The organism is Blastococcus saxobsidens DD2 (assembly GCF_000284015.1).
GTDB lineage: Bacteria > Actinomycetota > Actinomycetes > Mycobacteriales > Geodermatophilaceae > Blastococcus > Blastococcus saxobsidens_A.
In genome coordinates this window covers 1,812,769-1,839,765 of the sequence record NC_016943.1, presented here as the reverse complement: position 1 = coordinate 1,839,765, position 26,997 = coordinate 1,812,769, and the positions used below count along the sequence as shown (strand labels likewise).

Below are 26,997 nucleotides of genomic sequence, written 5' to 3'. Positions count from 1 at the left end.
AGACGGGACGATGCAATCCCGGTAGCCCGTGAGTCCGCCGTCATCACCGTCGGTCTCCACCACGGGGTTCGTCCTCCAGACCGAGCTCCTTGGCGCTGCCGTAGTCGTCGTCGACCAGCACGACCTGGCGGCCGGGTCGGTCGAGGACCGAGGCGGCGATGGAAGCCCGGTAGCCCGACCCGCAGTAGACCCAGACCTCGCCCTGGGGAACCTCATCGAGGCGGTCGGCGAGCTGGTGCAGGGGCATGTGCCGAGAGCTCCGAACGAACCCGGCGGCGCGCTCGTCGTCGCGGCGAGCATCGAGGATCTGCACCGGCCCGCATTCGAGCTCGGCGGCCAGGCCGGCGAAGTCGCTCACCCGGTAGGAGCGCAGCGCCCCGTCATCGGCCAGGCCTTCCATGTCATCGATCGCGGCGCCGGCCAGCTCGTCGATGCCGATCCGGACCAGCTCCCGCCGAGCGTCGGCAATCTGGTGCTCGCTCTCCCCGATCAGGGTGAGCGGGGCGTCCCAGCGGTAGAGCCAGCCGAGGTAGGTGACGAGGTTGTCACCGAGCTCGAAGTTCAGCGACTCAGGCAGGTGACCGGCCGCGAAGGCCACCCGGTGACGCAGGTCCACAATCCACTCTCCGGCCTGGATCCGCCGGCGCAACTCAGCGCCGTCGACCCGCTGTGGGAGGGAGAGGTCGACCGCCGGCGGGCCACTGCGGTTGATCGGACCCATCCGCGCGTAGTAGGCCGGATAGACGTCGAGTCCGGCCAGCAGGGCGTCGACGTACTCCTGCTCCGCCAGGGTCAGGGCAGGGTTGGCCCCGACCTGCTCCCCCACCGTCGAGGCGGTGCCACTGGTCGGAGTCGCGGAGCAGAAGCTGCCGAAGCCGTGGGTGGGGAAGACCTCCGCCTCGGCCGGTAGCTCGCGGACGAGCCGCTGCACCGAGTGGTACTGGGCGTGGGTCAGGCCGGTGGTGTCCTCGGGGCTGACCAGGTCGGTGCGCCCGGTCGCCCCGAAGAGCATCGATCCACCGGTGAACACGCCAACGGCCTGCCCGTCGGCCTCGTGGAGGGCGTAGCTGACGTGGTGGTGGGTGTGGCCGGGGGTGTGCAGGACCCGGAGTCGCATCGCCCCGGCCTCCAGCACGTCACCGTCCTTGACGCTGAGGTGGTCGAACTCCGCCCCGCTGTCGGCCGGCAGGACGTAGACGGCGCCCGTCCGAGCGGCGAGCTCGAGCCCGCCGGTCAGATAGTCGTTGTGGATGTGCGTCTCCAGCACGTGGGTCACCTGCAGCCCCTGCGCGTCGACCAGGGTCAGCACCCGGTCGATGTCGCGCTGCGGGTCAACCACCACCGCAACCTCGCCGTCCGTCGCCAGGTAGCTGCGGTCACCCAGGCTGGATGTCTCGATGGTCTCTACGACGGTCATCGCGGTCCTTCCGTGCGGATGCGATCGGAGCGGATGGCACTCATGCCGCCGGGCGGCACCGGCGCGGCACGACAGAACCTCGGTCTCATCCGCAATGCCGCACTGGCGACTCCAGCGTCAGGCCCGGGAGGGCGAGTCGGTTCCCTCCGAGACTTCGCCGACCACGTCGCCGGCCTGCTGCTGGTCCGTACGGGCGAGATCAGCTTGGGCAACCATGCCGACGCAGCAGCCGCCGGCGTCGACCACCGGCACCCGCCGGATCTTGCTGTCGCTCAGGATCCGAGCAACCTCATCGACGTCGTCGTCCGGACCGCAACAGCTGGCCTGGGACGTCATCACCTCAGCGACCGGCGTTTCCGGGTCCTTGCCCTGGGCCACGCACCGACAGGTGATGTCCCGATCGGTCACCACCCCCACCACGTGGCGGTCCTCGTCCACGACGGGCAGGCAGCCGCAATCGTTGTCGGCCATCAGCTCAGCGGCTTCCCGGACCGTCGTCTCCGGCGAACAGCAGGTCGGGTCAGCGGTCATGACGTCGGATACGCGCACTGGGCACTCCCTATGGTCGTTGCAACGGACCCTCGGCTACTACCCGGACTCGTACTCGGTACTCGTGGCTGTCGACTTCTCTGTCGACGCTGCCGGTCCGGCCGGCCGTGCACGTCTCTGTACGCGGGTGAAGGCCGGTCCCGCTCCTGGCACCCGTACCGGGATGCCGACCTGAGTGCGCCGGTCTGCCCTGGTGACCGTGTGCTCCGGACCTAACCTGGCAGGTGAGATGGCTCCACGAGCCGCTGCTTACTATGTCGCCTAGGGGTCAGCATCCCGTCGCGGCCACCTCGTACTACTCGGGAGGTTCCGTGCGCGTGGTCCGCGGTCGCACGGCAGCGAGCGCTGCCGTTCTCCTCGGCAGCCTGATGTTGGCCGGTTGTGGTGCCGACGCCACCGACCCGGTGGACGCTTCAGCGGAAAACGGGATAACCATCACCACGGAAGACGACGGCTTCCACGGGACGGTGATGGATCCCCCGCGGCCTCGTCCGAACCTGGAGCTCCTCACGACGAGTGGGGAGGTGTTCGACCTCAGCGAGCGGCCGGATGACGAAGTCACGGTGTTGTTCTTCGGCTATACGCACTGTCCGGATCTGTGTCCCACGACGATGGCCGACCTCTCACTGGCCCGGGAGATGCTGGAACCGGAGCTGCAGGACCACGTGCAGGTCCTCTTCGTGACCGAGGACCCGGCTCGGGACACCCCGGCGGCCCTGCGTGAGTGGCTCGACCGGTTCGACCCGGAATTCACCGGGCTCATCGGGGGAAGCGAAGCCACAGCGGCTGCGCTCACCGAGTTGTACCTCCCCGAGACCGCACAGGTCCCCGCCGCCTCCGACGCCCCGGCACATCCCCACGACGGGGACGATGCCCACCAGGAGTACGGGATCGACCACGCTGGTGCCGTCTACATCTGGGGCCCGGGCGACCGCTCGATCGTCTACACCGGCGGCACGACACCCGAGCAGTACGCAGAAGACCTCACCGAGCTCGCCGCTGCCGGGTGACGGCGGGATCCAGCCGGGCCCAGGGTGAGCGAGGCCGAGGTCCTCTGCACAGGGACTTCTCGTGCCCTCGGGTGCACTTCCGGACCTTGATTTCCCGCTCGCCGCTCACGGGGAGGAGTCGGTGAGACAACCATCCCCGCCCGTGACGTCAGACAGGGCCCCCACTGACGCCCGGGTGACACGGGACGGCGGAGTGGCGAACCGGCTGGTGGGCATGGCCCTCGCCGTTGCTGCCGGAGCCGCCTGGGCACTGGCTGCCCCGCCGCGGGGGTGGTGGCCACTGCTGTCGGTGGGCGCTGCGGCGCTGACCATCGCGCTGCACGGCCGGCCGCTGCGGGACCGGCTGCTGTTCGGCGCGATGACCGGTCTGGTGTTCTACGGGGCCACGCTTCCGTGGCTGCTCGAGTTCCACGTCGCCGGCTATCTCGGGGTGGCGGCCCTCGAGGCCGGGCTACTCGCCGGGGCCGCCGCCCTGGTCCCCTCGGCCACGCACGGCAGTTGGTCCAGTGGGTGGTGGGCGCTCCCGGCCGCCCTCGTGCTGCTCGAGGCGGCGCAGGCCCGATTCCCGTGGGGCGGCTTCCCCCTCGTTGCGTTCTCACTGAGTCAACCCGACGGTCCGTTTCTCGGTGCGGCCGGACTCGGTGGCTCGTTGCTGGTCGCCGGCACGGCGGCAGCTGCGGGAGTCGCGCTTGCGGCGCTGTTCGTCCTGCCGGATCGTCGCCGCCGGGCCGTTGCTGCCGGCGGGGCTCTGGCCGTCAGTGTGCTCCCAGTCGTCGCCGGTTCGAGCATCACGAGTCGTGATGCGGGAACCTTGGATGCAGTCGTCGTACAGGGGGGTGGTCCGCGCGGCGAGCGGGCGGTCGACTCGGACCTGTCCGCGGTCACCGAGCGCCACCTCGATCTGGCCCGAGACATCAGCGGCTCCCCCGATCTCGTACTGCTTCCGGAGAACGTCGTCCACGTCGAGGGGCCGGTCGGGGCAACGCCGACCGGAGCTGCGCTGGGCGAGCTCGCCCGGGGCCTGGACGCATCCGTTGTCGTCGGCATAGTCGAAACCGAGGACGACGGATTTCGCAACGCCGCGGTCCTCTGGGGACCGGACGGCGAGCGGCTGGCCCGGTACGAGAAGGAGCATCGGGTGCCGTTCGGGGAGTACATCCCGGCCCGAGGTCTCCTGGAAGAAGTCACCGATGCCACGGCCCTGGTTCCGCGGGATGCGATCGTCGGCGAGGGGGAGGCACTCCTCGAGTCACCCGCCGGGCCGCTCGGGGTGGTCATCTCCTACGAGGTCTTCTTCGCCGACCGCGTCCGGGAGGCCGTGGCTGCGGGCGGGCAGATGGTCCTGGTTCCTACCAACGCCGCATCCTTCGTCACCGAGGAGGTGCCGGCAGCCGAGCTCGCCGCCGCTCGGCTGCGGGCCCGGGAGTTCGGCCGCACGCTCCTGCAGGCCGCACCCACCGGTTACTCCGCCGTCATCCTGCCCAGCGGAAAGGTGCTCGCCAGGAGCGGCCTGGGGACGGCAGCGCTCCTCGAGGAGACGGTTCCGCTCCGCGTCGGGTTGACGCCGTACGCCCGTTTCGGGGATCTGCCGGTGATCGCGCTCGCGGCCGTCATCCTGGTGGGGACCGCGTTGCGATGCCGACTGCGGCGGGCGCCGGGAACCCCGTAGGTCCCACCGGGGAAGGCCGACCAGGCGCTCTCCCGCGTCAGCCGGGAAGGCGTCCGGTCGACTTCCTCGGCGCCGCCCTGTTCGCCAGGCAGCCGACAGGACCTCAGCGCGAGGAGACGCTGGACCCCGGAACGGCTCCGTCGGTCACCGTGGCCTTCTCCGCGGAGCGGTCTGACCCCGCTCCCCCGTCGATGCTGTCCGACGCCAGAGCCTTGAACCGGCGCAGCCGCAGGCTGTTGGACACGACGAACACCGAACTGAAGGCCATCGCCGCCCCGGCGATGAGCGGGTTCAGCAGCCCAGCGGCCGCCAGCGGAAGTGCCGCGACGTTGTACGCGAAGGCCCAGAACAGGTTGCCCTTGATGGTGGACAGGGTCTTGCGTGCCAGCCGGATGGCGTCCGCGGCAGCCCGAAGATCGCCGCGGACGAGGGTCAGGTCGCTCGCCTCGATGGCGACGTCCGTGCCGGTCCCCATGGCCAGCCCGAGGTCCGCCTGAGCAAGGGCGGCGGCGTCGTTCACCCCGTCACCGACCATCGCCACGACCTTGCCCTGGTCCTGGAGTCGCTTGACGACATCGACCTTGTCCTGCGGGAGGACCTCGGCGAACACCTCGTCGATGCCGACCTGCTGGGCGACCGAGCGGGCGACGGTCTTGTTGTCCCCCGTGAGCAGGATGGGCGTGAGTCCGAGGTCGCGAAACTGCCGGATGGCCTGGGCCGAGGTCGGCTTGATGGCGTCGGCCACGACGAGGACGCCGCGGGCGGCGCCGTCCCAGCCGACCACGACGGCGGTCCTGCCCTCCCCCTCGGCTGCAGCCTTGGCCTGCTGGAGGTCGGCGGGTAGCTGCTGCGCCCAGTCGTCGAACAGCCGGACGCGTCCCACCAGGACCGCGTGGCCGTCCACGACGCCCTGGACGCCGAGCCCCTCGATGTTCGTGAAGCCCTCCACGCTCGGGAGCTGCCCCACCCGCTGTGCGGCACCGGCGGCGATGGCCTGAGCGATCGGGTGTTCCGAGGCGTTCTCCAGCGCGCCTGCGAGGCGCAGCACCTCGTTGACGTCTTCTCCCGGAGCGACGGCGACGTCGAGCAGCGTCATCCGCCCGGTGGTGACCGTGCCGGTCTTGTCGAGGACGACGGTGTCCACCCGGCGGGTGGACTCGAGCACCTCCGGGCCCTTGATGAGGATGCCCAGTTGAGCCCCGCGGCCGGTACCGACCATCAGCGCTGTGGGGGTGGCCAGACCCAGGGCGCAGGGGCAGGCGATGATCAACACGGCGACAGCCGCCGTGAAGGCCATGCCCACGCCACCGCCGGTCGCGAGCCAGAAGACCAGGGTCGCCACCGCGAGCGTGATGACTATCGGGACGAAGATCCCGGAGATGCGGTCCGCGAGGCGCTGGACTTCCGCCTTGCCGTTCTGGGCCTCCTCGACCAGCCGAGCCATCTGCGCCAGCTGGGTATCGCCACCGACGCGGGTCGCGCGCACGACGAGACGACCACCGGCGTTCACCGTGGCGCCGACGACCGCGTCGTCGGGCCCGACCTCCACGGGTACCGACTCACCGGTGACCATGGACGCGTCTACCGCGGAGGATCCCTCGGTGATCACGCCGTCGGTGGCGATCTTCTCCCCCGGGCGGACGACGAACAGGTCACCGACCGCGAGCTGGTCGACGGGGATCCGGTGTTCCTGCCCGCCCCGCAGGACGGACACCTCCTTGGCGCCGAGCTCGAGGAGCGCGCGCAGCGCCGCACCCGAACGCCGCTTGGCGCGCGCCTCGAAGTAGCGCCCCGCGAGCAACGCGGTGGCAATACCCGAGGCTGCCTCCAGATAGATGTTGGCGCTGCCGTCGGTGTGCGCCACGGTGAACTCGAACTCGTGGGTCAGGCCCGGGACGCCGGCGGTCCCGAAGAAGAGCGCATACACCGACCAGCCGAGAGCGGCCAGCGTGCCCATCGAGATGAGAGTGTCCATGGTGGCCGCGCGGTGGCGCAGGTTCGCCCATGCCGCTTCGTGGAACCGCCAACCGCCCCACACGACCACCGGAGCGGCCAGGGTCAGGGACAACCACTGCCAGTAGGTGAATTGCAGGGCCGGGATCATCGCCATGGCGATCACCGGGATCGTCAGCGCGGTCGAGACCAGCAGCCGGTGGCGGAGCTCGCGCACGTCGTCGTCGGGAGCCGGGCCGGACTCGGTGTCGTCGGCCGCCGACCGGGGCGGCTCGGGCAGGCGAGCCGTGTAGCCGACCTTCTGAACCGCGGCCAGGAGGTCCTCCGGAGTCACTCCCGGGGCGTAGCTGACTCTCGCCTTCTCGGTCGCGTAGTTGACGGTAGCCGTGACGCCGTCCAGCTTGTTCAGCCGCTTCTCGATCCGCGCGGCGCAGGACGCACAGGTCATGCCACTGATGCCCAGCTCGATCTGTCCTTCACCAGCCGGCGTGGTGCCATCACGGGTTGCGGAGCTCATCAATTCTCCTTGTAGCGAGGTGTGCCGGTGAGGGCGCCTGGTGGCAGCACACCGGAATGGCGGCGATGGCCGGCCGCGTCCAGGTGAATCCGACGGACGGCGTGGCCCTGCATGTGCACCGTGGCGCGGTCGTGCACGGAGCCGAGGCGGTTGCTCGTTCGCTGGCCGACCGGGCCGATCCATCGGTGGGCCCAGAGCCGGCAGCGGACCCCGCCTCGGAACGCGATGTCAGGCCGGGAAGCTGGTCGAAGCACTCCCGCCCATGGGCGAGGTGGCGGGCCTGGGCGCTTAGTGGCCGACCAGTTCGTAGCCCGCCTCTTGCACAGCTGAACGTACGGCGGCCTCATCGATCGCGGTGTCGCTGCTGACGGTGAGTCCCCCGCTGGCTAGATCCACCTGTACGGCTGTGACGCCGGGCAGCTCGTTCACCTCCTCGGTCACGGCGGAGACGCAGTGTCCGCAGGTCATGCCGACGACGGTGTAGGTCGAGGTGCTCATGGAACCGGTGTCCTTTCATTCGTGAATGTGCAGGTTCGCCGGAGGTTCCGGCCATCGCGGGGGTGGACCGCTGCCCATGGGTACCTCACGACCGCACGAGCCGGGCGACGGCGTCGGAAGCCTCGCGCACTTTGTCCTCGGCGTCTCGGCCGCCGGCCTCGGCGGCCTGGACGACGCAGTGGCGGAGATGCTCTTCGAGTAGGCCCAGCGCCACCGATTGCAGCGCCTTGGTGGCGGCCGAGACCTGGGTGAGGATGTCGATGCAGTACTTCTCGTCCTCGACCATCCGCTGAAGTCCACGAGCCTGGCCCTCGATCCGCCGGAGTCGATTCAGGTAGTCGTCCTTGCGACGGATGTAGCCCTGGCGCCTCACGTCCTGCGTGGACTCCATGCACCCTCCCCCTCGAAGTTGTCCTATAGCACGGGGAACACGATACCCCCCTACCCTATTCCGGCTGGTTTCGCAGTTGTCCGCTCACTTCAAGGACTGCTGCAGCGGCGGCCCGGAGAGGCGGGGGCCGCGCTCCTACGTCTCGTGGCCAGGGCGGCAGGACGGCTCGGTGGACCACCCGACGGTCGTCGCGCTGCGTCGGAGATCCGTGCAGCCCAATGGCGGCAGGGGAACTCGTACATCTCTCCGCGCATGGACAGCCCCTTCGGCGACGCCGGCGCTCTCGTGGCGGATAGACCGAGGCGATAGCGGGCAACGACGATTCAGCGGTGAGACCACCGCCCGGGCCTCACGGGCCCAAGTCTACTATGGCATTTAGTACAAGTCCGATCGAGGTTCAACAGGAGGTTGTCGGCGTGATGGGTGGAGACATGGGCATGATGGGCATGATGGGCATGGGCCTGGGCATGCTCCTCTGGACGGCGCTGCTGATCGCCTTGATCGCAGTCGCAGTCGTGCTGGTGGTGCGTGCAACCCGTCGGCCGACGGACGCGCCCCGAGGGGGCTCTGGTCGCCGCGAGGACTCGTCGGCGGAAGACGAAGTCCGGATGCGGTATGCCCGCGGCGAGTTGGACACCGACGAGTTCCGCCGGCGGTTGCAGGACCTGCGCGAAAACTGACCGCTTCGAGCTCCGTGGCGCAATTTCCTGGCACCCGCATCTGCTCGCGAGTTCCGCGCCGGATGGCGGCGTTCCACGCTGTACATGCCGCCGTCAGGACGTAGCGATGCCCTACGCCGCCGGTGCGCACCGCCTGGCGAAGTCCCGGGCCAGCTGCTCGGGCCCGTCGTTTGCGCCGTCCCAGGCTCAGCTCAGGCCAGCAAGGTGTCGATCAGCTCTTGCAGCTCCTCCGGCGTCAACTGGCCCACCCGGCGGTCGACGACGCGCCCTTGCTCGTCGACCGCGAGCGTCACGGGGAGGCCTCGCACGCCGAGCTCGCGTAGTAGCTCGGCGTCCGCATCCACCGCGTGGGGATAGCCGATCCCGAGGTCGCTCAGGAATGCGGCGGCCGCTTCGGGGTCGTCTTGGGTGTCGATGCCGAGGAAGCGCACGTCCTGCCCGTGCCGCGCGTAGGTCTCCTGGAGCAGTGGCATCTCCTCGCGGCAGGGGAGGCACCATGTCGCCCAGAGGTTCACCAGGGTGGGTCGACCGGTGAGCCGGTCCAACGAGATGTCGGGACCGGGGCCGAGGCACGGAAGCGTGAGAGATGGCAGAGCTTCGGCGCCCGGCGCCGCGGGCTGTTCGGGAAGCTCCTCGCAGGGTGGCGCGGTCTCCACGGGCAGCGTCCCTGAGCCCGGAGACTCTCCGGAGTCGCCGGCCGGGGTCGCATCGGAACTACAGCCGGCGAGCAGACCGAGTGCCAGCAGTACGCCGAGGCCTCGCGGCTTCATCACTCCCCCCGGTACAGGTCCGTAAAGGTCGCTCCACCATCGGTCGAGATGAGAATGGCGCCGTCAACGGCGACGTAGACGTCCTCAGCGTTCACGCCCAGCGCCTCCGGCTCGGCACCGACATCTCCACGCTCCATCCATGTCTGTCCGCCGTCCGTGCTGGCATACACGATGCCCTCCGGCGAGATGCCCACCGCCTCACCGGCGCTCAGGGAGAAGTCGACGAGCAACAAGACAGGGCTCTCCGGAACCACCTCGAAGGTCTCACCGGAATCCTCGCTGAGGGCCAGACCCTCCTCCGTGGTTACCAGTACTCGCGAGGAGACATACGGATCCACGGCAACGTCGGCGATGTCCATCTCGCCCCGATCGGTCCACTCGGTTCCGTTCTCGCTCACCAGCAACCTGCCGCCGCTGTGGCCGTAGATCTGCCCCCGGGTGGCATCGAGCGCATGGAAGTCCGCTTCACCCGCCAGCGACAACGTCGTCCAGGTCTGCCCGCCGTCGGTGCTCTCGATCAGGCCCAGGTTGCTTGGACCGGATTGTCCTTCCCCCGGGTGACCGCTGGCGAGGTAGTGCTCCGGGCCGACGACGGTGAAGCCCATGAAGTCCTGAATGCGGTCGGCCACCCGGGTCAGCTCCCCGTCCGGCGACACCTTCATCAGACCGTAGTGGGTGCCGGCGTACAAAGCGCCGTCCGCCGGGTCCACCCCCAGCCCGTGCACGTGCTCGAGGGTGAGGTCATCACCGACCGGACCGGCCGCGGCGTCGCCAGCGTCACCCGTGCAGCCGGCGACGAGTAGTGCACCGGCGATGGCCACGGCAACGGTTGCGTGGCGCCGGCCACGACCCCCGCGACCCGCCACCGTGTTGCAGGGCCGGCCATCCCGGAAAGGGAGCAGGGCGATCGGCGACATTCAAACTCCCATCGATCGAGGACAAAGCGGCAGTCGCGCAAACGTGTGATGGTGCTGGCCGCTCAGGCCCACCACGCCTCGCCGGGCAGCAGGCACAGCCCGCTCGACGCAGCGGACAGCAGGGGCCACAGCGCAACGGCCAAGGGTGCAGCGACGACCGAGGCAGCGGTGACAACGGCGAGGAATCCATGGATCGGCGCAAGGGGCTGAACAGGCCTGAGCAGCCGGTTCACCCGGACCGCCCCCGCGGCCTGCGCCGCCGCCATGACGACGGCCGGAGCCTTCATGCCCGCCAGGCTGACCAACGCAGATGCAACCTCGACCCGGTCGACCTCGCGCGCGGCGGCATCGTCGGCCAACAGCTCGACGAGCCGTTCGGTCTCCGCCCTGGCACGGGCGAACACCGGAAGGCGCGGGAACGCGCGACCGAGGATGCGGGCCGCGGTCACAGGGAGGTGGTGGCGGCCACGCAGGTGTGCCCGTTCGTGTGCCAGGACCCCGGCCAACTCCTCATCGGACAGTCCCTCGAGAGCCGCGCTGGTCAGCACGATCGTGCGGTGCCGACCGGGGATGCAGAAGGCGGCCGCTTGAGAAGAGTTCACAACGTGGGCACCGAGGAAGGGGCTGGGATGGGCACCCACCAGCACCGACGACCGCAATCGCTGTCGCTCCAGACGGTCACGCCGGACCTGCCTCACCGCCACAAAGGCGAGACGCGAGGGCACCACAACGGCCAGAAGCCCGCCGAGCACGATCCCGGGCACCTGACCGGGCGAGCTGTAGACATTTGCAATCGTCGTGGCGCAGGCGTCGAGCAACGCAGCGAGTCCCCCGCTGATCGCGGTGGCCGGCACGAGCAGCGTCAAACCTGCGAGGACCGTCGCAAACACGACCCCGACCGAGGTCGCTTGCCAGGCGCAGACCGCGAGCCGGGGTGCGCGATCAGCCCAGGCTGCACCGACCATCCTGGGCGCCAGGACGGCCAGGACGACCGCGAAAGCGAGCAGGCCTGCGCTGACCATCAGGGGGCGTCAGCGCGACGGGCAGCTTCCACCGCCGCGCGGAGCTTGGCCACCCCGTCCTGGTCCAGATCGGCGACGAAGTGCATCAGCACCGCGTCCCGGTCGCTCGCTTCCTCGAGGACTTCCTGGAGAAGTGCCGCCGAGTGCTCGCTCCACGTGCGGGTGGGGGTGTAGTGCCAGGCACGCCCCTCCATCTGCCGCTGAAGCTGACCCTTGCGGTGCAGGTTGTCCATGACGGTCATGACGGTGGTGTACGCGAGGGAGCGCGAGCCGTTCAGCTCACCGAGCACTTCACGGACGGTCGCCGGCGCGCCTCGCCGCCACAGGCACTGCATGACCACAGCTTCCAGGTCACCGAACGGTCGCACCGGCATCTCCCCATCAATCGATCGCTGAGACCGCTTTACACCAGTCGGCACATCCGACACAGGACAGACCAGCGCTCACACTGTACTAGCTCGGTTAGTCGTCATGCTGTTCCCTGACCGGGCGATGAGACGGCGAGGCCGCGCACACTGCGGTGAGGACCTAGCGCACCGCACGCGCGGCACCATCCCGGCACACCGCCCGACCCCGCCATCCGCGACGCCGCGGCGCGACCCCCGCCCGCGACGGCAGCGAGGGGCCGCGGACGCTCTGGCTCACTTCTCGATCGGAACGCCGACGAGCGAGCCGTACTCGACCCAGCTGCCGTCGTAGTTCTTGACGTTCTTCTTACCGAGCAGCTCGCTGAGCACGAACCAGGTGTGGCTGGAGCGCTCGCCGATGCGGCAGTAGGCGATGGTCTCCCTGCTGTCATCGAAGCCCTGCTCGCCGTAGAGCGCGGCCAGCTGCTCGTCGCTCTTGAAGGTGCCGTCCTCGTTGGCGGCCTTGCTCCACGGGATGTTGATCGCCGTGGGCACGTGACCGGCCCGCTGCGACTGCTCCTGGGGCAGGTGGGCGGGGGCGAGGATCTTGCCGGAGAACTCGTCGGGCGAGCGCACGTCGACGAGGTTCTTCGAGCCGATAGAGGCGACGACCTCGTCGCGGAACGCGCGGATGGACAGGTCCGGCTCGGCGGCCTGGTACTGGATAGCCGGGCGCTGAGGAGCGTCATTCGACAGCGGGCGGCCGTCGAGTTCCCACTTCTTGCGGCCGCCGTCCATCAGCTTGACGTCGCGGTGGCCGTAGATCTTGAAGTACCAGTAGGCGTAGGCGGCGAACCAGTTGTTGTTGCCGCCGTAGAGCACCACGGTGTCGTCGTTGCTGATGCCGTGGGACGACAGCAGCGCCTCGAAGGCAGACTTGTCGAGGTAGTCGCGGCGCAGCGGGTCCTGGAGGTCGGTCTTCCAGTCCAGCTTGACGGCGCCCTCGATGTGGCCGCCGTCGTAGGCGGTGGTGTCCTCGTCGACCTCGACGAAGACGATGCCGGGCTGGCCCAGGTTCTCCTGGACCCAGTCGACGGTGACGAGCACGTCGTTACGGCTCATGGAGATCTCCTTCTGGTCGGATGTTCACATTTTCAGGCGGTGCACGCGGACATCCACAACCGGCGCCCGCGGACCGATCCTGCGCTCTCCGCTGCCGGCGCCGGTTCGAGATCCAGGCTACTACGATTGCGCCTAGTAGAGCCCGCCGCCGCCCCGGCCGCTGTCACTACTACCCACGTCCGTACTATCTACCTGCGTACTGCTGTTGACGTTGAGCACTCCCCTCCCCGGCGCCGAAGAAGGTCGAGGCTGACCGTGTCCCCCGCTTCCCGGCTGCCGTACGACGCCTGCCCTGCTGGGCGGCAGGCTCACCCGGATGCGGTGATCGAGCTGCACGGCATCGCGGTCTCGGTCGAGCGCACACCGGTCCTCCGGGACCTGACGCTCACCGTGGGAGCGGGCGAATCAGTGGGGGTGATCGGGGCGAACGGGTCGGGCAAGAGCACGCTGTTGCGCCTGCTGGCCACTCTTCTCTCCCCTACCGCCGGCACCGGTCGGGTATTCGGTTCGACGCTGGGCAGCCGTGAGTGCGAGAGGATCCGTCCTCGCATCGGCCTGATCGGGCACTCACCCGCGCTCTATCCCCGGCTGACGCTGGCCGAGAACCTGCGCTTCTTCTGTCGTCTGACCGGTGTCGATGTGTCGGCCGTCAGCACGGCCCTGGACGCAGTCGGACTGGGTCGGGCCGCGGACCGACCCGCGGACCGCTGCTCGCAGGGGATGCAGCGCCGGACGGAGCTCGCCCGCGCCATCCTCAGCACGCCTGCCCTCCTCCTGCTCGACGAACCGCACGCCGGGCTGGACAGCGGCTCGGCCGGCCTGGTCGATGCGGTCATCGACGACGTGTGCGCTCGCGGAGGTGCCGCAGTCGTCGTCTCCCACGATCGTGCCCGGCTCGACGCGGCCGTCGACCGAGTCCTGGATCTCCAGGCGGGGAGTCTTCACGACGCCCTCCCCTCGGCCACGCCCGTGCCCGCGCAGGCGGCCCGGTGACCCCGCCGCCTCCGGCACGGCAGGTCCTGGAGCTGGCCCGCAAGGACCTCCTCCTCGAGGGACGAGCCGGCGAGGCTCTGCTGGTCACCGCACCGTTCGGCGGGGTGGCGCTGTTGCTCGTCCCGCTCGCCATCGGCACCGACGTCCCCCTGCTGCGGTCCGTCGGCTACGGCATCTACTGGGTCGTGGTGCTTCTCTTCGGGGTGCTGGTCAGCCTGCGGCAGAGCACCGCGGACACAGCCGCGCAGGTGGCCCTGCTCCGGCTCACTGGAGTGCATCCCGTCGTCCGGCTGGCGGGGCGGGCGGCAGCCAGCGCCGTGCTCCTGCTGGCGTTCGAGCTGACGTTGCTGCCGGTCGCGGTCATGATCTACGACCCACCCCTCGACAGCTGGCCCTGGCTGCTCGCCGTCCTGCCGCTGGTCGCTGCCGGGCTGGCCGTGCTCGGCACCTTGGCCGGGGCTCTGGCGCAGGGACTGGCCGGCCGCACGACCCTCGGGCCCCTTCTGGTCTTGCCGCTCGCGCTTCCCCTGCTTCTGTCGGCCACGCAGGTGGCCGAGTCGGTTCGCTATGGCCGGGAACCGTGGAACTGGCTGGCCCTGCTGCTGCTCGTCGACATCGTCGCCGCACTCGCGGTTGCGCTCTTCGCTCGATCCCTCGAGGAGTTCTCGTGAGGTCCGTCTTTCGCCGGCTGACCGCCGTCACCATCGTCGCCATGGCCGGCGCTCTGGCCGCAGCGCTCACCGCTCCCCCCGACCGGCTGCAGGGCAATCTGCAGCGACTGATGTACGTCCACGTCCCGGCAGCGTGGCTCGCCTACCTCAGCTTTGCCATCACGTTCGGCGCCAGCGCGGCGTGGCTGTGGAAGCGCCGGGCGTCCCTGGACCGGCTCGCTTCGGCCAGTGCGGAGGTCGGGGTCTTCTTCACCGGACTCACCATCGCGCTCGGCTCCATCTGGGGGAAGCCGGTCTGGGGGGTCTGGTGGACCTGGGATCCCCGGCTGGTCACGACGGCCATGATGTTCTTCGTCTACCTGGGCTACCTGGCGCTGCGTCGGGCGACCGTGGATGCCACGGTGCGAGCGCGGCGGAGCGCCGTGTTCGGCGTCCTGGCCTTCGCGCAGATCCCGGTCGTCCACATGTCCGTGGTGTGGTGGCGGGCGGTGCACCAGCCGCCGACGGTGCTCAAGCCGGCGGCCCCCACGATCGACGAATGGATGCTCGCCGCCCTGCTGCTGAACGTCCTCGCCTTCACGCTGGTCTACGTCGTTCTGTTGCGCGCACGCATCCGGCTGGCGGTCGCCGAGGAGGCCTACGACGCCGCGCACGACGGGGCCGCCGGCGAGCTCGCCGGGGAGGCCGTCACCACCCCTGACTACCGGAAGGAGTTCCCGAACCATGTCTGAGTGGGCATGGGTGGCGCTGGGATTCAGCGTCGCCTACGGGGCCATGGGCGGCTACGCCGCCTGGTTGCGGCACCGGCTGAGCGAGGCCACCCGGCGGATCGAGAAGATCCGATGAAGCGATACCGCCTGCTGGCCGTCTCGGTGCTCGGCGTCGCGGGGATCCTGCTGGGCGTCCTCTTCGTCGGGAACATCAACGGGAACCTCGTGTACTTCCTGACGCCGCACGAGGCGCTCGCGCAGAAGGCCGACTTCGAGGACGGCAGGCGCTTTCAGATCGGCGGTCTAGTGCAGGACGGCAGCGTGGAGACGACGGACGACGGGCTGCGCTTCGTGGTCGTCTCCGGCCCCGCGGAAGTGCCGGTGGCCTACCGGGGGTCCCCCGCACAGCTGTTCCGCCCCGGCATCGGAGTGGTGATGGAGGGAGCCTGGGACGGTGACACGTTCCGGTCCGACACCATGATCATCAAGCACGACGAGAACTACCAGGCCCCGGACAGCGCCGAGGGTGAACCCGGCGACGGGGCGCCGTGACGGTCCATTTGGCAGATTCTCGAGCATCCGGCGCCCGGAAGCGGTCACCTGCGCGGGCCGGTCGGGCCTCGGTCGCCGCTGCGCTGCTCACCACGGCATGCACCAGCCCCGGTGAATCACCGAGCGGTGTCCAGTCCCAGGCCCAGGAAGGCGACCTTCCCCCGATGGCCCCGTGCCCGGAACCGCTGGAGGCGGGCGGCGGCGCGGGCACCCAGCTCCCCGACGTCACCCTGACCTGTCTGGGCCAGCCGACCGAACTGGCGCTACGGGAGCTGCCCGCGGTTCCGGTCGTCCTCACCTTCTGGGCGTCGTGGTGCGGGATCTGCCGCGAGGAGATGCCGGAGTTGCAGCGCCTCGCCGACGAGGTGGGGGACCAGGTGCTGTTCCTCGGCGTCAACGCCAAGGATGGGGAGCGGCCGGCGCGGTTCCTGCTGGACGACCTCGGCGTCACCCATGCCAACCTGTACGACCCATCGGGCCGGTCGCTCGATCTGCTGCCCAGCCCCGGGGTGCCCACCACCCTGGTCCTCGCCCCCGACGGAGAGATCGTCGACAAGGTCATCGGCGCGACGGACCAGGAACATCTGCGCACGCTGCTCACCGAGCGGCTAGGGGTCCAGCTCGCCGACGGCTCGTCCGCGGCCACCGACTGAGCAGCGCCGTCTGTGGATCTCCTACCGCTGGCCTTCCTGTCGCTGATCGCGGGCGTGGTGTCGTTCACCTCGCCGTGCGCGCTGCCACTGCTGCCCGGCTACGTCTCCTACGTGTCCAGCCTGGCTCCGCCCGTCGGCGTCCCGGCGGCCGCGACCGGTGGGACTACCTCTGCGCCCACCCGTGACCGGGTGCTGGCTGGGTCACTTCTCTTCGTGCTCGGCTTCACCATCGTGTTCACCGCCCTGGGTGCGACCGCCTCCAGCCTGGCGCTGCTCCTGGCTCAACACCGGGCGACCGTCAACGTCGTCGGGGGCGTGTTCATCGTTGCGATGGGGCTGGCCACGGCGGGTGTCCTGCGGCTGCCGCTGCTGCACCGCCAGGTGCGCATGGATCTCAGCCGGATGGGGCGCGGTCCGGGCAGCGCACTCGCGCTCGGCGCGGCCTTCGCCTTCGGGTGGACGCCGTGCGTCGGCCCCGTGCTGGCCGCCATCCTCACCACCGCCGCGGGGTCGGGGACCGTCGCACGGGGCGCCCTGCTCCTGCTGCTCTACTCCATCGGTCTGGGCATCCCCTTTCTGCTCGTCGCCCTCGGGGTCCGGCGCGGCCGGCTGCGCCTGGACTGGCTCCGGCGCAACTCCCGGAAGATCGAGGTCTTCGGCGGAGTGCTCCTCATCGCCATGGGCATCGGCATCGCCACGGGCAGCTGGACGCGGCTGATGAGCGGAATGCTGGCCTTCTACGCCCAGTTCGGCTGGCCGCCGATCTGAGCCCGGCGAACTTCTCGTGAGATCGTGGACGGGTGACCCCCAACCGGGGCCATCTCCAGACCCCGAGTTGCTGAACCCGGACCATTACGATGCCCTCGCGCTCGGCGAACGACAGATACCGGCCTGAGACCGTCGGCGCCAGCGCAGGATCCCCCCCGCCCGCGGTTCAGAACCAGCGGAAGGCCACCGCCCCTGACACGCCGGCCCCGGCGTCCGCGGTCTCAGTCATCACCCCCCGCGCGATGGCGACCAGAATCGCACCCGATCGTCCCCCCAGGCCACCGTTGGGCGTCCCGGCCAGGGGATCTGCACGCGGTACTCCTGCACCTTCCGCTGACGAGTCCGAACATCCACCGCGCGACCTCCTGCTCGAGGTGTTGCGACGACCAGCTGACTCCGCCCGATACCCCGGCTGCAACTTCGGCAAGACGCTGCGCAGCTCTGGCGTGCTCGCCTCGATGGGCCTCGTAGGCAGCGCGTACCACGATGCGATGGTCGAGTTGTTCTTCGCCACGCCGAAGGAGAAGCTGGTCTACCAGCGGGCCTGGCCGACCCGACACGAGCCGGACATGGGGTCTTCAGCTACATCGAGGGCTTCTAGAACCCGAGGCGTCGGCACAGCCGCCGGGACAACCTCAACCCGGCGACCTACGAGAAGATCATCACGCAGCAGGTGACACAGGCAGGGGCGTCCGCCTGACCGGGGGCCACTTCGCGAACCCTCGACCGGCGAGTGCAGGCGAGCCCCGAAGCGGCCGAACCGACAGATCGACTCGAAGGCCCGAAGTCAGTCAGTCACTGGATCAGGATCGATCGCTGCGGGGCTCGCCCACATCCTCACTCTCAGTCGGCGTCACATCCGCGCCGTCGTAGGCGACCGACGCCTCTTCGGTGGCGTAGTCCACCGCCGCAGTTGCACCGTCCATTCGATTGAGCTTCTTTTCGATCCGCGCCGCTCACGACGCGCAGGTCGTCCCGCCGATCCACACCTTGAGAGGGCCCAACTCCGGCGCTGCCTGATCCCGGGCGCGCCTTGTGGTCGTCATGCTCTCACCGCGCGATATCCGGCTTCTTCGATGGCGGCGATGATGTCCTCGTCGTCGATGGGACTGACGTCGTCGAGCTCGACGACGGTGCGCTCGGCGCGGGCGTCGGTGGTGGACGAGGTCACTCCGTCCAGTTCTTCCACCGCGTCGTCGATCAGCATGCCGCAGCTGCCGCAGTGCATGCCGGTGACGCGAAACTCCAGGGTGCGACTCATGAACTATCTCCGGTGAAGTCGATCGAACCGCCGTACATGCCCATGGAGCAGGTGTAACGGAGGATTCCGGGTTGAGGCTTGCCGAGCGGTACTTCGGTGTTGCCGGTGGCGGGCAGCACCTGCTGGAAGCCACCGCTGGGAATGACGAATGCCCGGGTGCACCCTTGCGTGTCGTTGGTGCGCAGCACCAAGGTGGTGGGCACACCCGCCTTCGCCTCCACCCGTGCGGGCTCGTAGGCGTAGTCCGTGACGTCCAACGTGATGACCTGGCTGCCGGTGGCGTCGGTGGTCACCGCCCCGGCCGACTCAGTCGAGCCCGCTGACGTGCTGCTCGACGCGGCGAGGGAGGTGACGTCGAACCATCCGCCTACCCGCAGCCCCGAGGACATCGTCCACAGCGCAACCAGCAACACCACAACGCCGGTGACTTTGGTCAGCCGGCCCTGCACCACCTTGGTGGACTTGCGCAGCAGAAACCCGAGCACGGCGAAGAGTGGCGCGGTCCCCAGCACGAACCCGGCCATGACAGCAGCACCCGCCGCCACTGAACCCGATGTGATGGCCAGCAGCGCCACGCTCATCGTGACCCCACAGGGCAGGAGCACGGTGAGAAAGCCCAGCACGGCCGGCTTGGCCAGCGAAATGCCTGCCGATTGTTTCCGTGTGGTGCGGCGCACCAGCTTGCCCCAGGACGCTGGTGGACGCGGAACCAGCTTGTGCACCGCGCGTACCCCGAACATGTCCAGGGCGAAGAGCAGCATCAGCAGCGCGGCCAGCACCAGGAAGGACCCCCGCAGTTTGGGGCCGGGCTCCAGAGCCGCCCCGAATGCCCCGAGGGCGGCACCCAGCAGGGTGTGGGAGACAAGCTTGGCTCCCAGGAACGCCGTCAGCGGGGCCCGCAGCGACTGCGGTGGCGGCTTAGGTACAGCGACCGGTTTGCCACGTACGAGCGTCGCGGTGGCACTGGACTCCGCTGTGCCACGACCCGGATTTTTCCTCCTTGGGACCGGCGGTTTCCCGCGGTTGCCCGGACCGACGCTCCCAATGGCCGCCGTGTCGTCGTAGCCACTCGAAGCCGGCCGGGTCCTTCTTGCTTGCGGCCCGGTGTTGCTCCTCGCTGAGGAAACAGGCGCTGCGGGGGTTCGACCGGTGAGTGCACCAGCCAAGAGACCACCTTGTACGGCGGCGCAGGACGCACCCCCGGCGATCAGACCGGTGGTGAGACCGGTGAAAAACAGTGCATTGACAGACATCAGAAGTGCTCCGGACTCAGGAGCAGGCAACCGGGCGCGCCGATTGGTCGCAGTCTCAGGTGCCCGCACGGACAGGACGGCAAAGCCGGCGTTCGCTCAAGCGAAGAGCGACGCCCCGCCGATGTCCTAGACGAGGCTCACGCACAGACGGGTGAGATCCGGCTGGGCGAACCATTGATGTGGTGCCTCGTCGGCGAACAGCTCGACCGGCACACGGGGTGGGTCCGTGACGGGGTGGCACGCCACGGGAGCAGGCGACGCATACGTCGTCGCGGCAGGCGACGCTGCCAGGCTCACTTGTGCCTGACCGCAGGCGCCGCCGGCCTGCCCGCTGCCGGGGCAACCGAACGACATGTCCGACGCCGCAGGCGCGTCCACCGACTCGTCGGAGGACGCCATGCCGGACCGGTGCTCGGCCGGCATTCCCGCATGGTCGACGACACCCGCCATGTGCATCGGAGTCGCCGCCGATGCCACCGACGCAGAGCACAACACAGTGGTCACACCAACAAGAAGAGCGCTGAGAAGCCGCCGGACCACTCGAGGCCACGACGAGGCGACGACGGCGACCATCCCGCATCCTCCGATCAACCCAGCGGCATTGGCTTGCCAATCAGGATGGCGTGGCAGTCCCGCCGACTGAAGCGTCTGTACCTGACAATAGTGCTCCGAGTTGGCTGCTCTCGACGACGCGCTCATCGGGAGCACGATCGCCGAGTAGCCGGTGGGGCGGCCTGCAGAAGGGTGACGCCGAACTCGCGTGCCCGCAGGCGGGCAGAAGTGATGTTCGAGCCGCTCGACAGCTGGCACAACCGACGTCGTTGGCACAGCGCCCTTGGCTGGCTGTCGTCGATGGATTCGGGACCCAGGAGAAATCGTTGTGTCCCAAGGGTTCAGCAACCCGACTCCGCCAGACCCGGGGCACCCAGCGCCCCCATCAGTCCCGAGGCGGTTCAGTGGACAGCGTGGTGCAGCCGAGTCCCGGCACATCGACACCGCAGATCGATACGGTTCCAACAGCTGACGGTGCACACGCGCCCGCCCCCAGTCCCGCAGAACTGCGGCCAGCGCAGCCGGTCCCGAGCCGCGCTACTCCCGATCCACGTACGGCTCCCCCGGCGCAGGCTGCACCGAACCGGAGGTCCGGGACTGCGGCTCCCGCCCAGCCAGCACTTCCTCGACCGCGCCGGCCAGGAGAGGGAAGGTGGAGGCGCCGGTGATCTTGCCTCGGATGACGCCGTCGCGGTCGATGATGAAGGTCTCGGGAACGCCGAAGACACCGAAGTCGAGCGCGGCGGTGGAGTCCGGGTCGGTGACGTAGCGGTAGTTGTCACCGCCGCGACCCATCTCGTCGAGGAAGCCGACCGCGGCGTCCTTCTTGTCCTGGTAGACGATGCCGACGAAGGTGACGCCGGCAGCCCGGTAGGTCTCGGCCACGGCCAGCAGCGCCGGGTGCTCCTCACGGCAGGCCACGCACCACGACGCCCAGAAGTTGACGACGACGACCTCGCCCTGGAGATCGGAGAACCGCAGGGGCGCGCCGCCCTCCAGGGCGGGCAGCTCCAGGTCTGGGACGGCCGTACCGATCAGCGGGGTTTCGACCAGCGACGGGTCGGCGTCCAGCCGGCTGCCGAAGACCACACCGGTGGCGACGGCGGCGACCGCCACGACCACTGCAGCCCAGCGGACGGCGCGTCCCCGTCGCGCCGGCTTCACCGCATCCGGTGACTCCTCCGGCGCCACCACCGACCCCGGTGCTGTGAGGTCCTTCACCCGCCGTCACCTCCGGTCCCGTCGAGCGCCGCCTGCGCCTCCGCGGTCAGCTCCTCGACCTGACCGCGGACGTCCGGGGGAATGTCGGGGCGCGCGGCCATCTCGGCGAGCACGTCAAGTGCGCCGGCGGGGTCATCGAATCCGTAGAGCCACAGATTCGCTTCAAACCACTGTGCGTCCAGCAATGCCGGGTCCAGCCGCCGCGCCTCGGTGATGTAGCCCTGCGCCTTCTCCGGCTGTTCGGCGAGCAAGTAGGCATAGCCGAGGTAAGCCTGGGCCAGCGCATTGTCCGGCTCCCGGCGCAGGACCTCGACGAAGTGCGGCAGCGCCGAGGACAGGTCGCCGGCCTCCACGTAGCGCCTGGCCAGGGCCAACCGCATCCCCATGACATCCGGATTGGCCTGTACCACGGCCTCCATCTCGCTGTTGGTCACCGTGGAGAGGTCACGTCCACCACTCACCGGATCCTCTGCCGTGGAAGCCGGGGTGCCGTCCAGCTCGTTGCCCGTGACGAACCCCCCGGCGGGGCGGTCCAGCACCGACTGCGGCAAGAGCACCGTGGCGGCGACGACGGCGGCCGCCAGGGTGACCAGGTAGGCAGCTCGACGTGCCCGGACAGCCCCGCGCCCTGCCCTGCCCGCGTCCGGAGACGGCTCCGGTTCCGTCTCCTCCAGGCCCCGGATGGCGGCCGCGGCCTCGGCCTCGTAGCGGGAACGCAGCCGCGCGACGTCGGCGTCGGTCAGCTCTCCCTCGGCGTGCTGGCGCTCGAGCTCGTCGAGATCCCGCAACGCATGGTCGCGCCGCTCCTCCAGTTCCTCACGGCTCACGGTTCGTCGTCCTCGTCCTGGTGGCGGCGGGTCCGCGCGTCGGCGAGAGCGGCAGCGACCCGGTCCCGGTCGTCATCGGACAGTTCCGGCACGGCCGGGGAACGCCGTGCCCGGGTCAGGACCAGGGCCAGGCCCCCGACGGCGACGACGGCTGGCAGCACCAGCAGCCAGACGCCGCGCCCCTGCGCGGGCGGGTCCAGGAGGACCCATTCCCCGTAGCGCGCCTCGAAGTACTGCAGGATCTCGGCATCGGAGCGGCCCGCCGCCACCTGCTCGACCACGCTGCGCCGCATGGCCACCGCGGTCTCCGACGGGGATTCGGCGATCGAGACCGACTTGCACACCGGGCAGCGCAGCTGGCCCTCCAGCTCGGCGACCCGATCACGCGGACCGGAACCGGCCGTGAACAAACCGACCACGGTGACGGTCAGCAAGGCGAGCACCAGAGCCGACGTCGCACCCACCCGGCGGCGGTCAGGCATGGTTCCGCCCCTCGCCCTGCTCGGGCGGCGGGTCGGACAGCACCGCGACAGCCTGCGGAGGGCCCGCGTCGGAGTTCTCAGGGGCACTCGCCTCGGCGGCAGAAGTCGTGTCGCGGACGCGTCGCCGAGGCCTGCCGCCCACCGCCCAGAAGCCGCCGGCGGCAACCAGGAGACCGCCGGCCCACAGGGTCCACATCAGCGGATAGCGGTAGAGGTTCACCGACACCTGACCGTCCTCCAGCGAGGTGAGGGCGACGTAGATGTCCTCGCGCGGTGTGGACCAGACCGACGGCGTTGCCACCGCCTGCTGCTGGCTGGGGTACTGGTTGAGCGAGGGCCCGGCGATCCGGACCACGTCGGCGCCCTCGCGGATCTGGAACTCCGCCGCCACCTCGGTGCGGTGGGATCGCTGGATGGTCTCGTTGCCGGTGTAGGTCACCGTGTAACCGCCGAACTCCACCGATTCCCCCTGCCGCAAGGTGGCCGTCGTGCGCTCGGACAGGTCGGCAGAGACGGCGATGGCGAGGGCGATCAGCACCAGACCGATGTGGGAGATCTGCCCACCCCAGTAACCGCGCTGCCGACGGACGATCCGGAACAGGGTGGCCGGCCGACGATCGGGCGCGCTGGTGAGCAGTTGCCGCGCACTGGCTGCCACGATCGCCGTCGCCAGCAGGGCCACGGCGACGACCGCGACCGACCGGACTCCGGCCACCACGAGTGCGGCGCTGACGACGCTGCCGGCCAGCAGGGCCGGGCGCAGCCGCGACCACAGCAGCCGGCCGTTGGCAGCCCGGTACGGGGTGAACGGCCCCACTCCCATCGCGAGCAGCAGGGCGAAGGAGATGGGCACCGCCATCCGGTCGAAGAAGGGACGTCCGACCGACGTCTGCGCCCCCGTGAACGCCTCGACGAAGACCGGATACAGGGTGCCCAGCAGCACGACGAAGGCGAAGAGGGAGAGCAGCAGGTTGTTCACGAGGAACGCTCCCTCGCGGCTGGCCAGTGACTCCAGCCGGTCAGGTGAAGCCAGCCGCGGTGCGCGCAGGGCGAACAGGGTGAACCCGCCGACGACCACGACGACGAAGAAGCCGAGCAGCGCCGGGCCCACCGGAGACTGGGTGAAGCTGTGCACCGAGGCGACCACCGAGGACCGGGTGAGGAAGGTCCCCAGGATCGTCAGGGCGAAGGTCGTCAGCACGAGGACGAAGTTCCAGGACTGGAGAATCCCGCGCCGGACCTGGACAACGGCCGAGTGGATGAAGGCGGTCGCCGTCAGCCACGGGATCAGCGCGGCGTTCTCCACCGGGTCCCACGCCCAGAAGCCACCCCAGCCCAGCACCTCGTAGGACCACCAGGCGCCGAGGACCAACCCGGCGGACAGGAAGGACCAGGCGACCAGGTTGGCCCGGCGGGTGCGCCGCAGCCAGTCGATTCCCGGCGTTCGGGTCAGCAGGGCCGACATGGCGAACGCGAAGGGCACGGTGAACCCGACGTACCCCAGGTACAGCAACGGCGGGTGGAGAGCGACCAGGAGGTGGTTCTGCAGGAGTGCGTTGGGCCCGGGGCCGTCGGCCGGCGGCTGGGCGATCACCTCGAACGGGTTCGCCACGGTGGAGACCAGCCCGAAGAAGAAGGTGGCGACCAGGCCCATCACCGCCAGCGCGCCCGTGCCGAGCCGGTCATCGACCGAGCGGACCTGCCGTAGCACCACGGCGGTGAAACCGGCCAGCACCGCGACCCACAGCACGATGCTGCCTTCCAGCGCCGACCAGGCTGCGGTCAACTTGAACAGCACCGGCGTCGCCCGCGAGCTGTTCCCGGCGACGAAGGACACCGCGAAGTCGTCGGTGAGCAGCGCGAGCTCCAACGCGATGAACGCCACCGCCGCGCCCGCCACCATGCCGACGACCGGCTGTTGCAGCTGACCCCGCGTCGCCCGGTGAGGGGTGCGCAGCGCTCGGAAGCCGAAGACCGCCAGCGCGATGGAGCTGGCGAGGCCGAGCATGACACCTGCCCAGCCGGCGGCCGCGAGGATCACCGGCGCACCCCGACCTGTGGCCCGACCGTGGCCATGTCGTCCGTGCCTCGCTGAGCCCGCGCGCCGGTAGCCGCCGCGAACCTCAGCGCATCGCTCCCCCAGCACATCAGGGCGCGACCTCCCTCATCCGAGTCCAGCATCGAAGCGCAGATCCCCTGGGCGCTGTCCGGCGGAGCGACAGCCGCTCCCACGGAGGCGACGCGCAGTGGCGACTGGCAACTATGGCACATAGGAGAACAGTGCGAGCGTCGACACCTCCAGGGACGCAGGGGCCCGCGATACCGGTCCGCCGAGCAGGACGACGGTCCCGCCGTCGGCCGGACCTCGAGCTCGGCGGTCCGCCGGGTCAGACGCTCACCAGTACCGAAAGTGCCGCCAGCAGCACGAGTCCGGCGACTGCGAGAGTCAGCCTGCGGCCGTGCTTCGTCTGCCGCGGCAGCCCCCGCAGCGGGAACAGCAACTGGCGCCCGAAGGTGTAGGCCGCCAGCCCGGCCATGAAGAGCAGTCCGTCCACCCGGGGGTCGGTCAGCACCACTGCCACGAGCGTCGCTGCGGCGATGAGGCCGGCCATGCTCGACTCGAGCAGCTGCACCGGGATCCGGCGCACGCCCACGCGGCGATCGGAGGACCAGATGCCCCACCGAGACGCCGTGGGGCGCCCCACGCAGCACCCCCCGAGGAAGCACCCCAGGCGCCCGATGGTCATGCCCACCAGCAGCCCCGGCGCCGTCACGTCGAGCATCTGGCCCACCGGGATCCCCGCCCACCAGCTTCCCAGGATCACCGAGCCAATCCCTGCGATCACGAAGCCCTGGACCGACATTCCCGCGGTCAGGGGGTTGGGCCTCTCCTCCCGGTGGGTGAGGAGGTAGTAGACCTTGGCGCCCACCAACCCGATCAGGCTCGCCAGCACGGACACCAGGAGCAGTCGCACGACCGGCAGGTCGCGATCCGCCGCCAGCACACCTTGGAGAGCCAGTGCGAACAGCCAGCCGAGGGTCACCAGAGCGGGCCAGGCTCCGATCCGGACCCCTGGCGCCCGGACATCGGCCACGGGCTTGAAGGTCGTCCTCCCGACGGTCGTCCCACGGGGAAGTGGCCCGGGAGGCAGAGCCGAAGGCGGAGCGGAGTCTGCAGGGGCGTGCCGGACGACGGGGGTCGCGGTGACCTCCCACTCCCCCGGCGCTAGGCCGGGGACACGGGCGGTCACGGCGACCCGACCGCTTCCCGGGAGCACCTCGTCCAGGGTGTGCACGACCTCGAACTCGTCGCCCCTACCCGGGATATCGGGTCCGGCCAGCCGCCTACCGCTGAATCGCACACTGACCGGATAGGGGGCACCACTGGCCGCGGCGTCGAACCAGTAGGTCACCCCGAGCGCCTGGGGATCGACGTCCTCCATGGACTCGCACGACCAGGACATGACCTGGACCGCGCCCGCAGGCATGTCCGGGGCCAGGACAGGATGGCGCACCGGGGTGACGGTCTCCGGTGCCGATGACCGGGGAGGACCCGGGACCGGCGGCGCAGATGGACCGAGCCTCGCGCTCGCGGAGGGGGCTGCGGTCACCGTCCCGGACATCGCGGGCCGGGGCGAGGCTCCCGGGGAGGCCGACGTCCCCTGAACAGCGGGGCCCGGATGCGTCGGGGGTACTCGCGGTGCCTTCCTCGCCGGCAGGACCACCGGGAGCGACGGCGCGGCGGACCTCGACCGCGGGGCCTGTGGGCGCTGGAATGCCTGCAGAGGCGCCGGCGCACGGCGGGCGACAGGGCGCGGCGGAGTCACCCCCTGGGCCGGAGTGGTGACCCGGGGCCTCGAGCCCTGCCCTGGCCTCCCGGACCGGGACGGTTCGGCCCGGGGTGAACGCTTCCTGGACATGGAATTCCACCTCGCGAGATCGGGTCGGCCGTGTGGGGGGCCGGCTCCACCGAGTCGCCCAGCGGACGCTCGATCAGCCGCGCGCCAGCCAGCCCTACTATGGCGCTACGTAGAGACTACTACTAGGTCGCTACGTAGAGGCTCCGAGCCGGGCGCCCACTCGCGAAGGGTGTCCAGGTCTACTAGAACGCGTAGTATCTCTCGCGTCATGGACGGAGAGCGCTGGTCCGCACCACGGAAGCCCCGCCGCCGGGCGGTAGCCGCCAGCGGAG

At 69.9% G+C, this 26,997-nt stretch carries 28 protein-coding genes and 1 pseudogene; 10 read left to right on the top strand and 19 right to left on the bottom strand.

From position 1 onward, the window contains the following. Window positions 1-43 precede the first annotated feature (43 nt). Both BLASA_RS08620 and BLASA_RS08615 read right to left on the bottom strand, forming a co-directional pair. Window positions 44-1,417: an MBL fold metallo-hydrolase gene (locus BLASA_RS08620; protein WP_014375717.1), complete on the bottom strand. Its 1,374-nt coding sequence runs from the start codon at window positions 1,415-1,417 to the stop codon at window positions 44-46. Between the two features lie 117 nt (window positions 1,418-1,534). Continuing rightward, window positions 1,535-1,966 (bottom strand): CBS domain-containing protein, encoded by a 432-nt coding sequence (locus BLASA_RS08615; RefSeq protein ID WP_014375716.1) that lies wholly within the window; start codon window positions 1,964-1,966, stop codon window positions 1,535-1,537. A gap of 224 nt (window positions 1,967-2,190) precedes the next feature. Here BLASA_RS08615 and BLASA_RS08610 point away from each other — a divergent pair, with 224 nt between their 5' ends. Together BLASA_RS08610 and lnt are read left to right on the top strand one after the other, a co-directional pair. After that, a complete protein-coding gene (locus BLASA_RS08610; RefSeq protein ID WP_166486520.1) occupies window positions 2,191-2,976 on the top strand; it encodes an SCO family protein in 786 nt (261 codons plus the stop codon). A 193-nt stretch (window positions 2,977-3,169) separates the two neighbouring features. Continuing rightward, a complete protein-coding gene (lnt, locus tag BLASA_RS08605; protein ID WP_014375714.1) occupies window positions 3,170-4,645 on the top strand; it encodes an apolipoprotein N-acyltransferase in 1,476 nt (491 codons plus the stop codon). Between the two features lie 103 nt (window positions 4,646-4,748). On the opposite strand, the gene BLASA_RS08600 is transcribed toward lnt, so the two are convergent. The 3 genes from BLASA_RS08600 to BLASA_RS08590 form a co-directional block, all read right to left on the bottom strand. Continuing rightward, on the bottom strand, window positions 4,749-7,115 hold the full coding sequence (locus BLASA_RS08600; RefSeq protein ID WP_014375713.1) for a heavy metal translocating P-type ATPase: 2,367 nt from the start codon (window positions 7,113-7,115) through the stop codon (window positions 4,749-4,751). A 288-nt stretch (window positions 7,116-7,403) separates the two neighbouring features. Then, complete coding sequence (locus tag BLASA_RS08595; RefSeq protein WP_014375712.1) at window positions 7,404-7,613, bottom strand: heavy-metal-associated domain-containing protein; 210 nt, start codon at window positions 7,611-7,613, stop codon at window positions 7,404-7,406. 85 nt (window positions 7,614-7,698) lie between these two features. Further along, complete coding sequence (locus tag BLASA_RS08590; protein ID WP_014375711.1) at window positions 7,699-8,004, bottom strand: metal-sensitive transcriptional regulator; 306 nt, start codon at window positions 8,002-8,004, stop codon at window positions 7,699-7,701. Window positions 8,005-8,435: 431 nt separating this feature from the next. On the opposite strand from BLASA_RS08590, the gene BLASA_RS08585 reads away from it, so the two are divergent. Next, window positions 8,436-8,684, top strand: coding sequence for a hypothetical protein (locus tag BLASA_RS08585; RefSeq protein WP_041776292.1), 249 nt, complete (start codon window positions 8,436-8,438; stop codon window positions 8,682-8,684). 191 nt (window positions 8,685-8,875) lie between these two features. Here the strand turns inward: BLASA_RS08585 and BLASA_RS08580 are convergent, their stop codons facing one another. The 5 genes from BLASA_RS08580 to BLASA_RS08560 form a co-directional block, all read right to left on the bottom strand. Then, window positions 8,876-9,454, bottom strand: coding sequence for a TlpA family protein disulfide reductase (locus BLASA_RS08580; RefSeq protein ID WP_014375709.1), 579 nt, complete (start codon window positions 9,452-9,454; stop codon window positions 8,876-8,878). Continuing rightward, window positions 9,454-10,275: a F510_1955 family glycosylhydrolase gene (locus tag BLASA_RS08575; RefSeq protein ID WP_014375708.1), complete on the bottom strand. Its 822-nt coding sequence runs from the start codon at window positions 10,273-10,275 to the stop codon at window positions 9,454-9,456. The genes BLASA_RS08580 and BLASA_RS08575 overlap by 1 nt, the downstream gene beginning before the upstream one ends. Before the next feature lie 158 nt (window positions 10,276-10,433). Then, a complete protein-coding gene (locus BLASA_RS08570; RefSeq protein WP_014375707.1) occupies window positions 10,434-11,393 on the bottom strand; it encodes a M56 family metallopeptidase in 960 nt (319 codons plus the stop codon). Beyond that, window positions 11,393-11,767, bottom strand: a complete 375-nt coding sequence (locus BLASA_RS08565; RefSeq protein ID WP_041775685.1) for a BlaI/MecI/CopY family transcriptional regulator — start codon at window positions 11,765-11,767, stop codon at window positions 11,393-11,395. The genes BLASA_RS08570 and BLASA_RS08565 overlap by 1 nt, the downstream gene beginning before the upstream one ends. A gap of 267 nt (window positions 11,768-12,034) precedes the next feature. Continuing rightward, the gene (locus tag BLASA_RS08560; protein WP_014375705.1) at window positions 12,035-12,862 is read right to left on the bottom strand and encodes a sulfurtransferase; all 828 of its coding nucleotides are present in this window, start codon (window positions 12,860-12,862) and stop codon (window positions 12,035-12,037) included. Between the two features lie 255 nt (window positions 12,863-13,117). Between BLASA_RS08560 and ccmA the strand changes: the two genes are divergently transcribed. The 7 genes from ccmA (at window position 13,118) to BLASA_RS08530 (ending at window position 17,209) form a co-directional block, all read left to right on the top strand. Beyond that, the gene (gene ccmA, locus BLASA_RS08555; RefSeq protein ID WP_231839584.1) at window positions 13,118-13,855 is read left to right on the top strand and encodes a heme ABC exporter ATP-binding protein CcmA; all 738 of its coding nucleotides are present in this window, start codon (window positions 13,118-13,120) and stop codon (window positions 13,853-13,855) included. Next, a complete protein-coding gene (locus BLASA_RS08550; protein ID WP_014375703.1) occupies window positions 13,852-14,526 on the top strand; it encodes a heme exporter protein CcmB in 675 nt (224 codons plus the stop codon). The genes ccmA and BLASA_RS08550 overlap by 4 nt, the downstream gene beginning before the upstream one ends. Beyond that, window positions 14,523-15,257, top strand: a complete 735-nt coding sequence (gene ccsA / locus BLASA_RS08545) for a cytochrome c biogenesis protein CcsA (protein ID WP_014375702.1) — start codon at window positions 14,523-14,525, stop codon at window positions 15,255-15,257. The genes BLASA_RS08550 and ccsA overlap by 4 nt, the downstream gene beginning before the upstream one ends. After that, a complete protein-coding gene (locus BLASA_RS26245) occupies window positions 15,250-15,372 on the top strand; it encodes a hypothetical protein (protein WP_014375701.1) in 123 nt (40 codons plus the stop codon). The genes ccsA and BLASA_RS26245 overlap by 8 nt, the downstream gene beginning before the upstream one ends. Further along, complete coding sequence (locus tag BLASA_RS08540) at window positions 15,369-15,788, top strand: cytochrome c maturation protein CcmE (RefSeq protein ID WP_014375700.1); 420 nt, start codon at window positions 15,369-15,371, stop codon at window positions 15,786-15,788. The genes BLASA_RS26245 and BLASA_RS08540 overlap by 4 nt, the downstream gene beginning before the upstream one ends. A gap of 164 nt (window positions 15,789-15,952) precedes the next feature. After that, window positions 15,953-16,441 (top strand): TlpA family protein disulfide reductase, encoded by a 489-nt coding sequence (locus BLASA_RS08535; RefSeq protein ID WP_014375699.1) that lies wholly within the window; start codon window positions 15,953-15,955, stop codon window positions 16,439-16,441. 12 nt (window positions 16,442-16,453) lie between these two features. After that, window positions 16,454-17,209: a cytochrome c biogenesis CcdA family protein gene (locus BLASA_RS08530; protein WP_014375698.1), complete on the top strand. Its 756-nt coding sequence runs from the start codon at window positions 16,454-16,456 to the stop codon at window positions 17,207-17,209. A gap of 2 nt (window positions 17,210-17,211) precedes the next feature. Here BLASA_RS08530 and BLASA_RS26570 read toward each other — a convergent pair. From BLASA_RS26570 to BLASA_RS08485, 9 genes and pseudogenes are all read right to left on the bottom strand, one after another. Then, a pseudogene (locus BLASA_RS26570) lies at window positions 17,212-17,563 on the bottom strand (helix-turn-helix domain-containing protein); the annotation flags it as partial. Window positions 17,564-18,251: 688 nt separating this feature from the next. After that, on the bottom strand, window positions 18,252-18,470 hold the full coding sequence (locus BLASA_RS08525) for a heavy-metal-associated domain-containing protein (protein WP_014375695.1): 219 nt from the start codon (window positions 18,468-18,470) through the stop codon (window positions 18,252-18,254). Continuing rightward, on the bottom strand, window positions 18,467-19,723 hold the full coding sequence (locus BLASA_RS08520; RefSeq protein ID WP_014375694.1) for a sulfite exporter TauE/SafE family protein: 1,257 nt from the start codon (window positions 19,721-19,723) through the stop codon (window positions 18,467-18,469). The genes BLASA_RS08525 and BLASA_RS08520 overlap by 4 nt, the downstream gene beginning before the upstream one ends. Before the next feature lie 126 nt (window positions 19,724-19,849). Then, entirely contained in the window at window positions 19,850-20,296 is a 447-nt protein-coding gene (locus BLASA_RS08515) for a hypothetical protein (RefSeq protein WP_014375693.1), read from the bottom strand. 516 nt (window positions 20,297-20,812) lie between these two features. Beyond that, window positions 20,813-21,496 carry a TlpA family protein disulfide reductase gene (locus tag BLASA_RS08510; RefSeq protein ID WP_231839583.1) on the bottom strand — a complete coding sequence of 228 codons (684 nt, stop codon included), beginning with the start codon at window positions 21,494-21,496 and terminating at the stop codon, window positions 20,813-20,815. Then, window positions 21,493-22,323: a tetratricopeptide repeat protein gene (locus BLASA_RS08505; RefSeq protein ID WP_014375691.1), complete on the bottom strand. Its 831-nt coding sequence runs from the start codon at window positions 22,321-22,323 to the stop codon at window positions 21,493-21,495. The genes BLASA_RS08510 and BLASA_RS08505 overlap by 4 nt, the downstream gene beginning before the upstream one ends. Further along, window positions 22,320-22,805 (bottom strand): cytochrome c-type biogenesis protein, encoded by a 486-nt coding sequence (locus tag BLASA_RS08500; RefSeq protein WP_014375690.1) that lies wholly within the window; start codon window positions 22,803-22,805, stop codon window positions 22,320-22,322. Before BLASA_RS08500 ends, BLASA_RS08505 begins: the two co-directional genes overlap by 4 nt. Further along, window positions 22,798-24,846, bottom strand: a complete 2,049-nt coding sequence (locus BLASA_RS08495) for a heme lyase CcmF/NrfE family subunit (RefSeq protein ID WP_014375689.1) — start codon at window positions 24,844-24,846, stop codon at window positions 22,798-22,800. The genes BLASA_RS08500 and BLASA_RS08495 overlap by 8 nt, the downstream gene beginning before the upstream one ends. Before the next feature lie 346 nt (window positions 24,847-25,192). Beyond that, window positions 25,193-26,320 carry a prolipoprotein diacylglyceryl transferase gene (locus BLASA_RS08485; RefSeq protein ID WP_014375688.1) on the bottom strand — a complete coding sequence of 376 codons (1,128 nt, stop codon included), beginning with the start codon at window positions 26,318-26,320 and terminating at the stop codon, window positions 25,193-25,195. Window positions 26,321-26,997 lie beyond the last annotated feature (677 nt).

Coding starts and splice junctions, on each gene's coding strand:
- BLASA_RS08620 (WP_014375717.1), bottom strand. CDS start 1,417: ATGACCGTCGTAGAGACCATCGAGACATCCAGCCTGGGTGACCGCAGC.
- BLASA_RS08600 (WP_014375713.1), bottom strand. CDS start 7,115: ATGAGCTCCGCAACCCGTGATGGCACCACGCCGGCTGGTGAAGGACAG.
- BLASA_RS08595 (WP_014375712.1), bottom strand. CDS start 7,613: ATGAGCACCTCGACCTACACCGTCGTCGGCATGACCTGCGGACACTGC.
- BLASA_RS08590 (WP_014375711.1), bottom strand. CDS start 8,004: ATGGAGTCCACGCAGGACGTGAGGCGCCAGGGCTACATCCGTCGCAAG.
- BLASA_RS08585 (WP_041776292.1), top strand. CDS start 8,436: ATGGGCATGATGGGCATGATGGGCATGGGCCTGGGCATGCTCCTCTGG.
- BLASA_RS08580 (WP_014375709.1), bottom strand. CDS start 9,454: ATGAAGCCGCGAGGCCTCGGCGTACTGCTGGCACTCGGTCTGCTCGCC.
- BLASA_RS08570 (WP_014375707.1), bottom strand. CDS start 11,393: ATGGTCAGCGCAGGCCTGCTCGCTTTCGCGGTCGTCCTGGCCGTCCTG.
- BLASA_RS08565 (WP_041775685.1), bottom strand. CDS start 11,767: ATGCCGGTGCGACCGTTCGGTGACCTGGAAGCTGTGGTCATGCAGTGC.
- BLASA_RS08560 (WP_014375705.1), bottom strand. CDS start 12,862: ATGAGCCGTAACGACGTGCTCGTCACCGTCGACTGGGTCCAGGAGAAC.
- BLASA_RS26245 (WP_014375701.1), top strand. CDS start 15,250: ATGTCTGAGTGGGCATGGGTGGCGCTGGGATTCAGCGTCGCCTACGGG.
- BLASA_RS08540 (WP_014375700.1), top strand. CDS start 15,369: ATGAAGCGATACCGCCTGCTGGCCGTCTCGGTGCTCGGCGTCGCGGGG.
- BLASA_RS08535 (WP_014375699.1), top strand. CDS start 15,953: ATGGCCCCGTGCCCGGAACCGCTGGAGGCGGGCGGCGGCGCGGGCACC.
- BLASA_RS08525 (WP_014375695.1), bottom strand. CDS start 18,470: ATGAGTCGCACCCTGGAGTTTCGCGTCACCGGCATGCACTGCGGCAGC.
- BLASA_RS08520 (WP_014375694.1), bottom strand. CDS start 19,723: ATGTCTGTCAATGCACTGTTTTTCACCGGTCTCACCACCGGTCTGATC.
- BLASA_RS08515 (WP_014375693.1), bottom strand. CDS start 20,296: ATGGTCGCCGTCGTCGCCTCGTCGTGGCCTCGAGTGGTCCGGCGGCTT.
- BLASA_RS08500 (WP_014375690.1), bottom strand. CDS start 22,805: ATGCCTGACCGCCGCCGGGTGGGTGCGACGTCGGCTCTGGTGCTCGCC.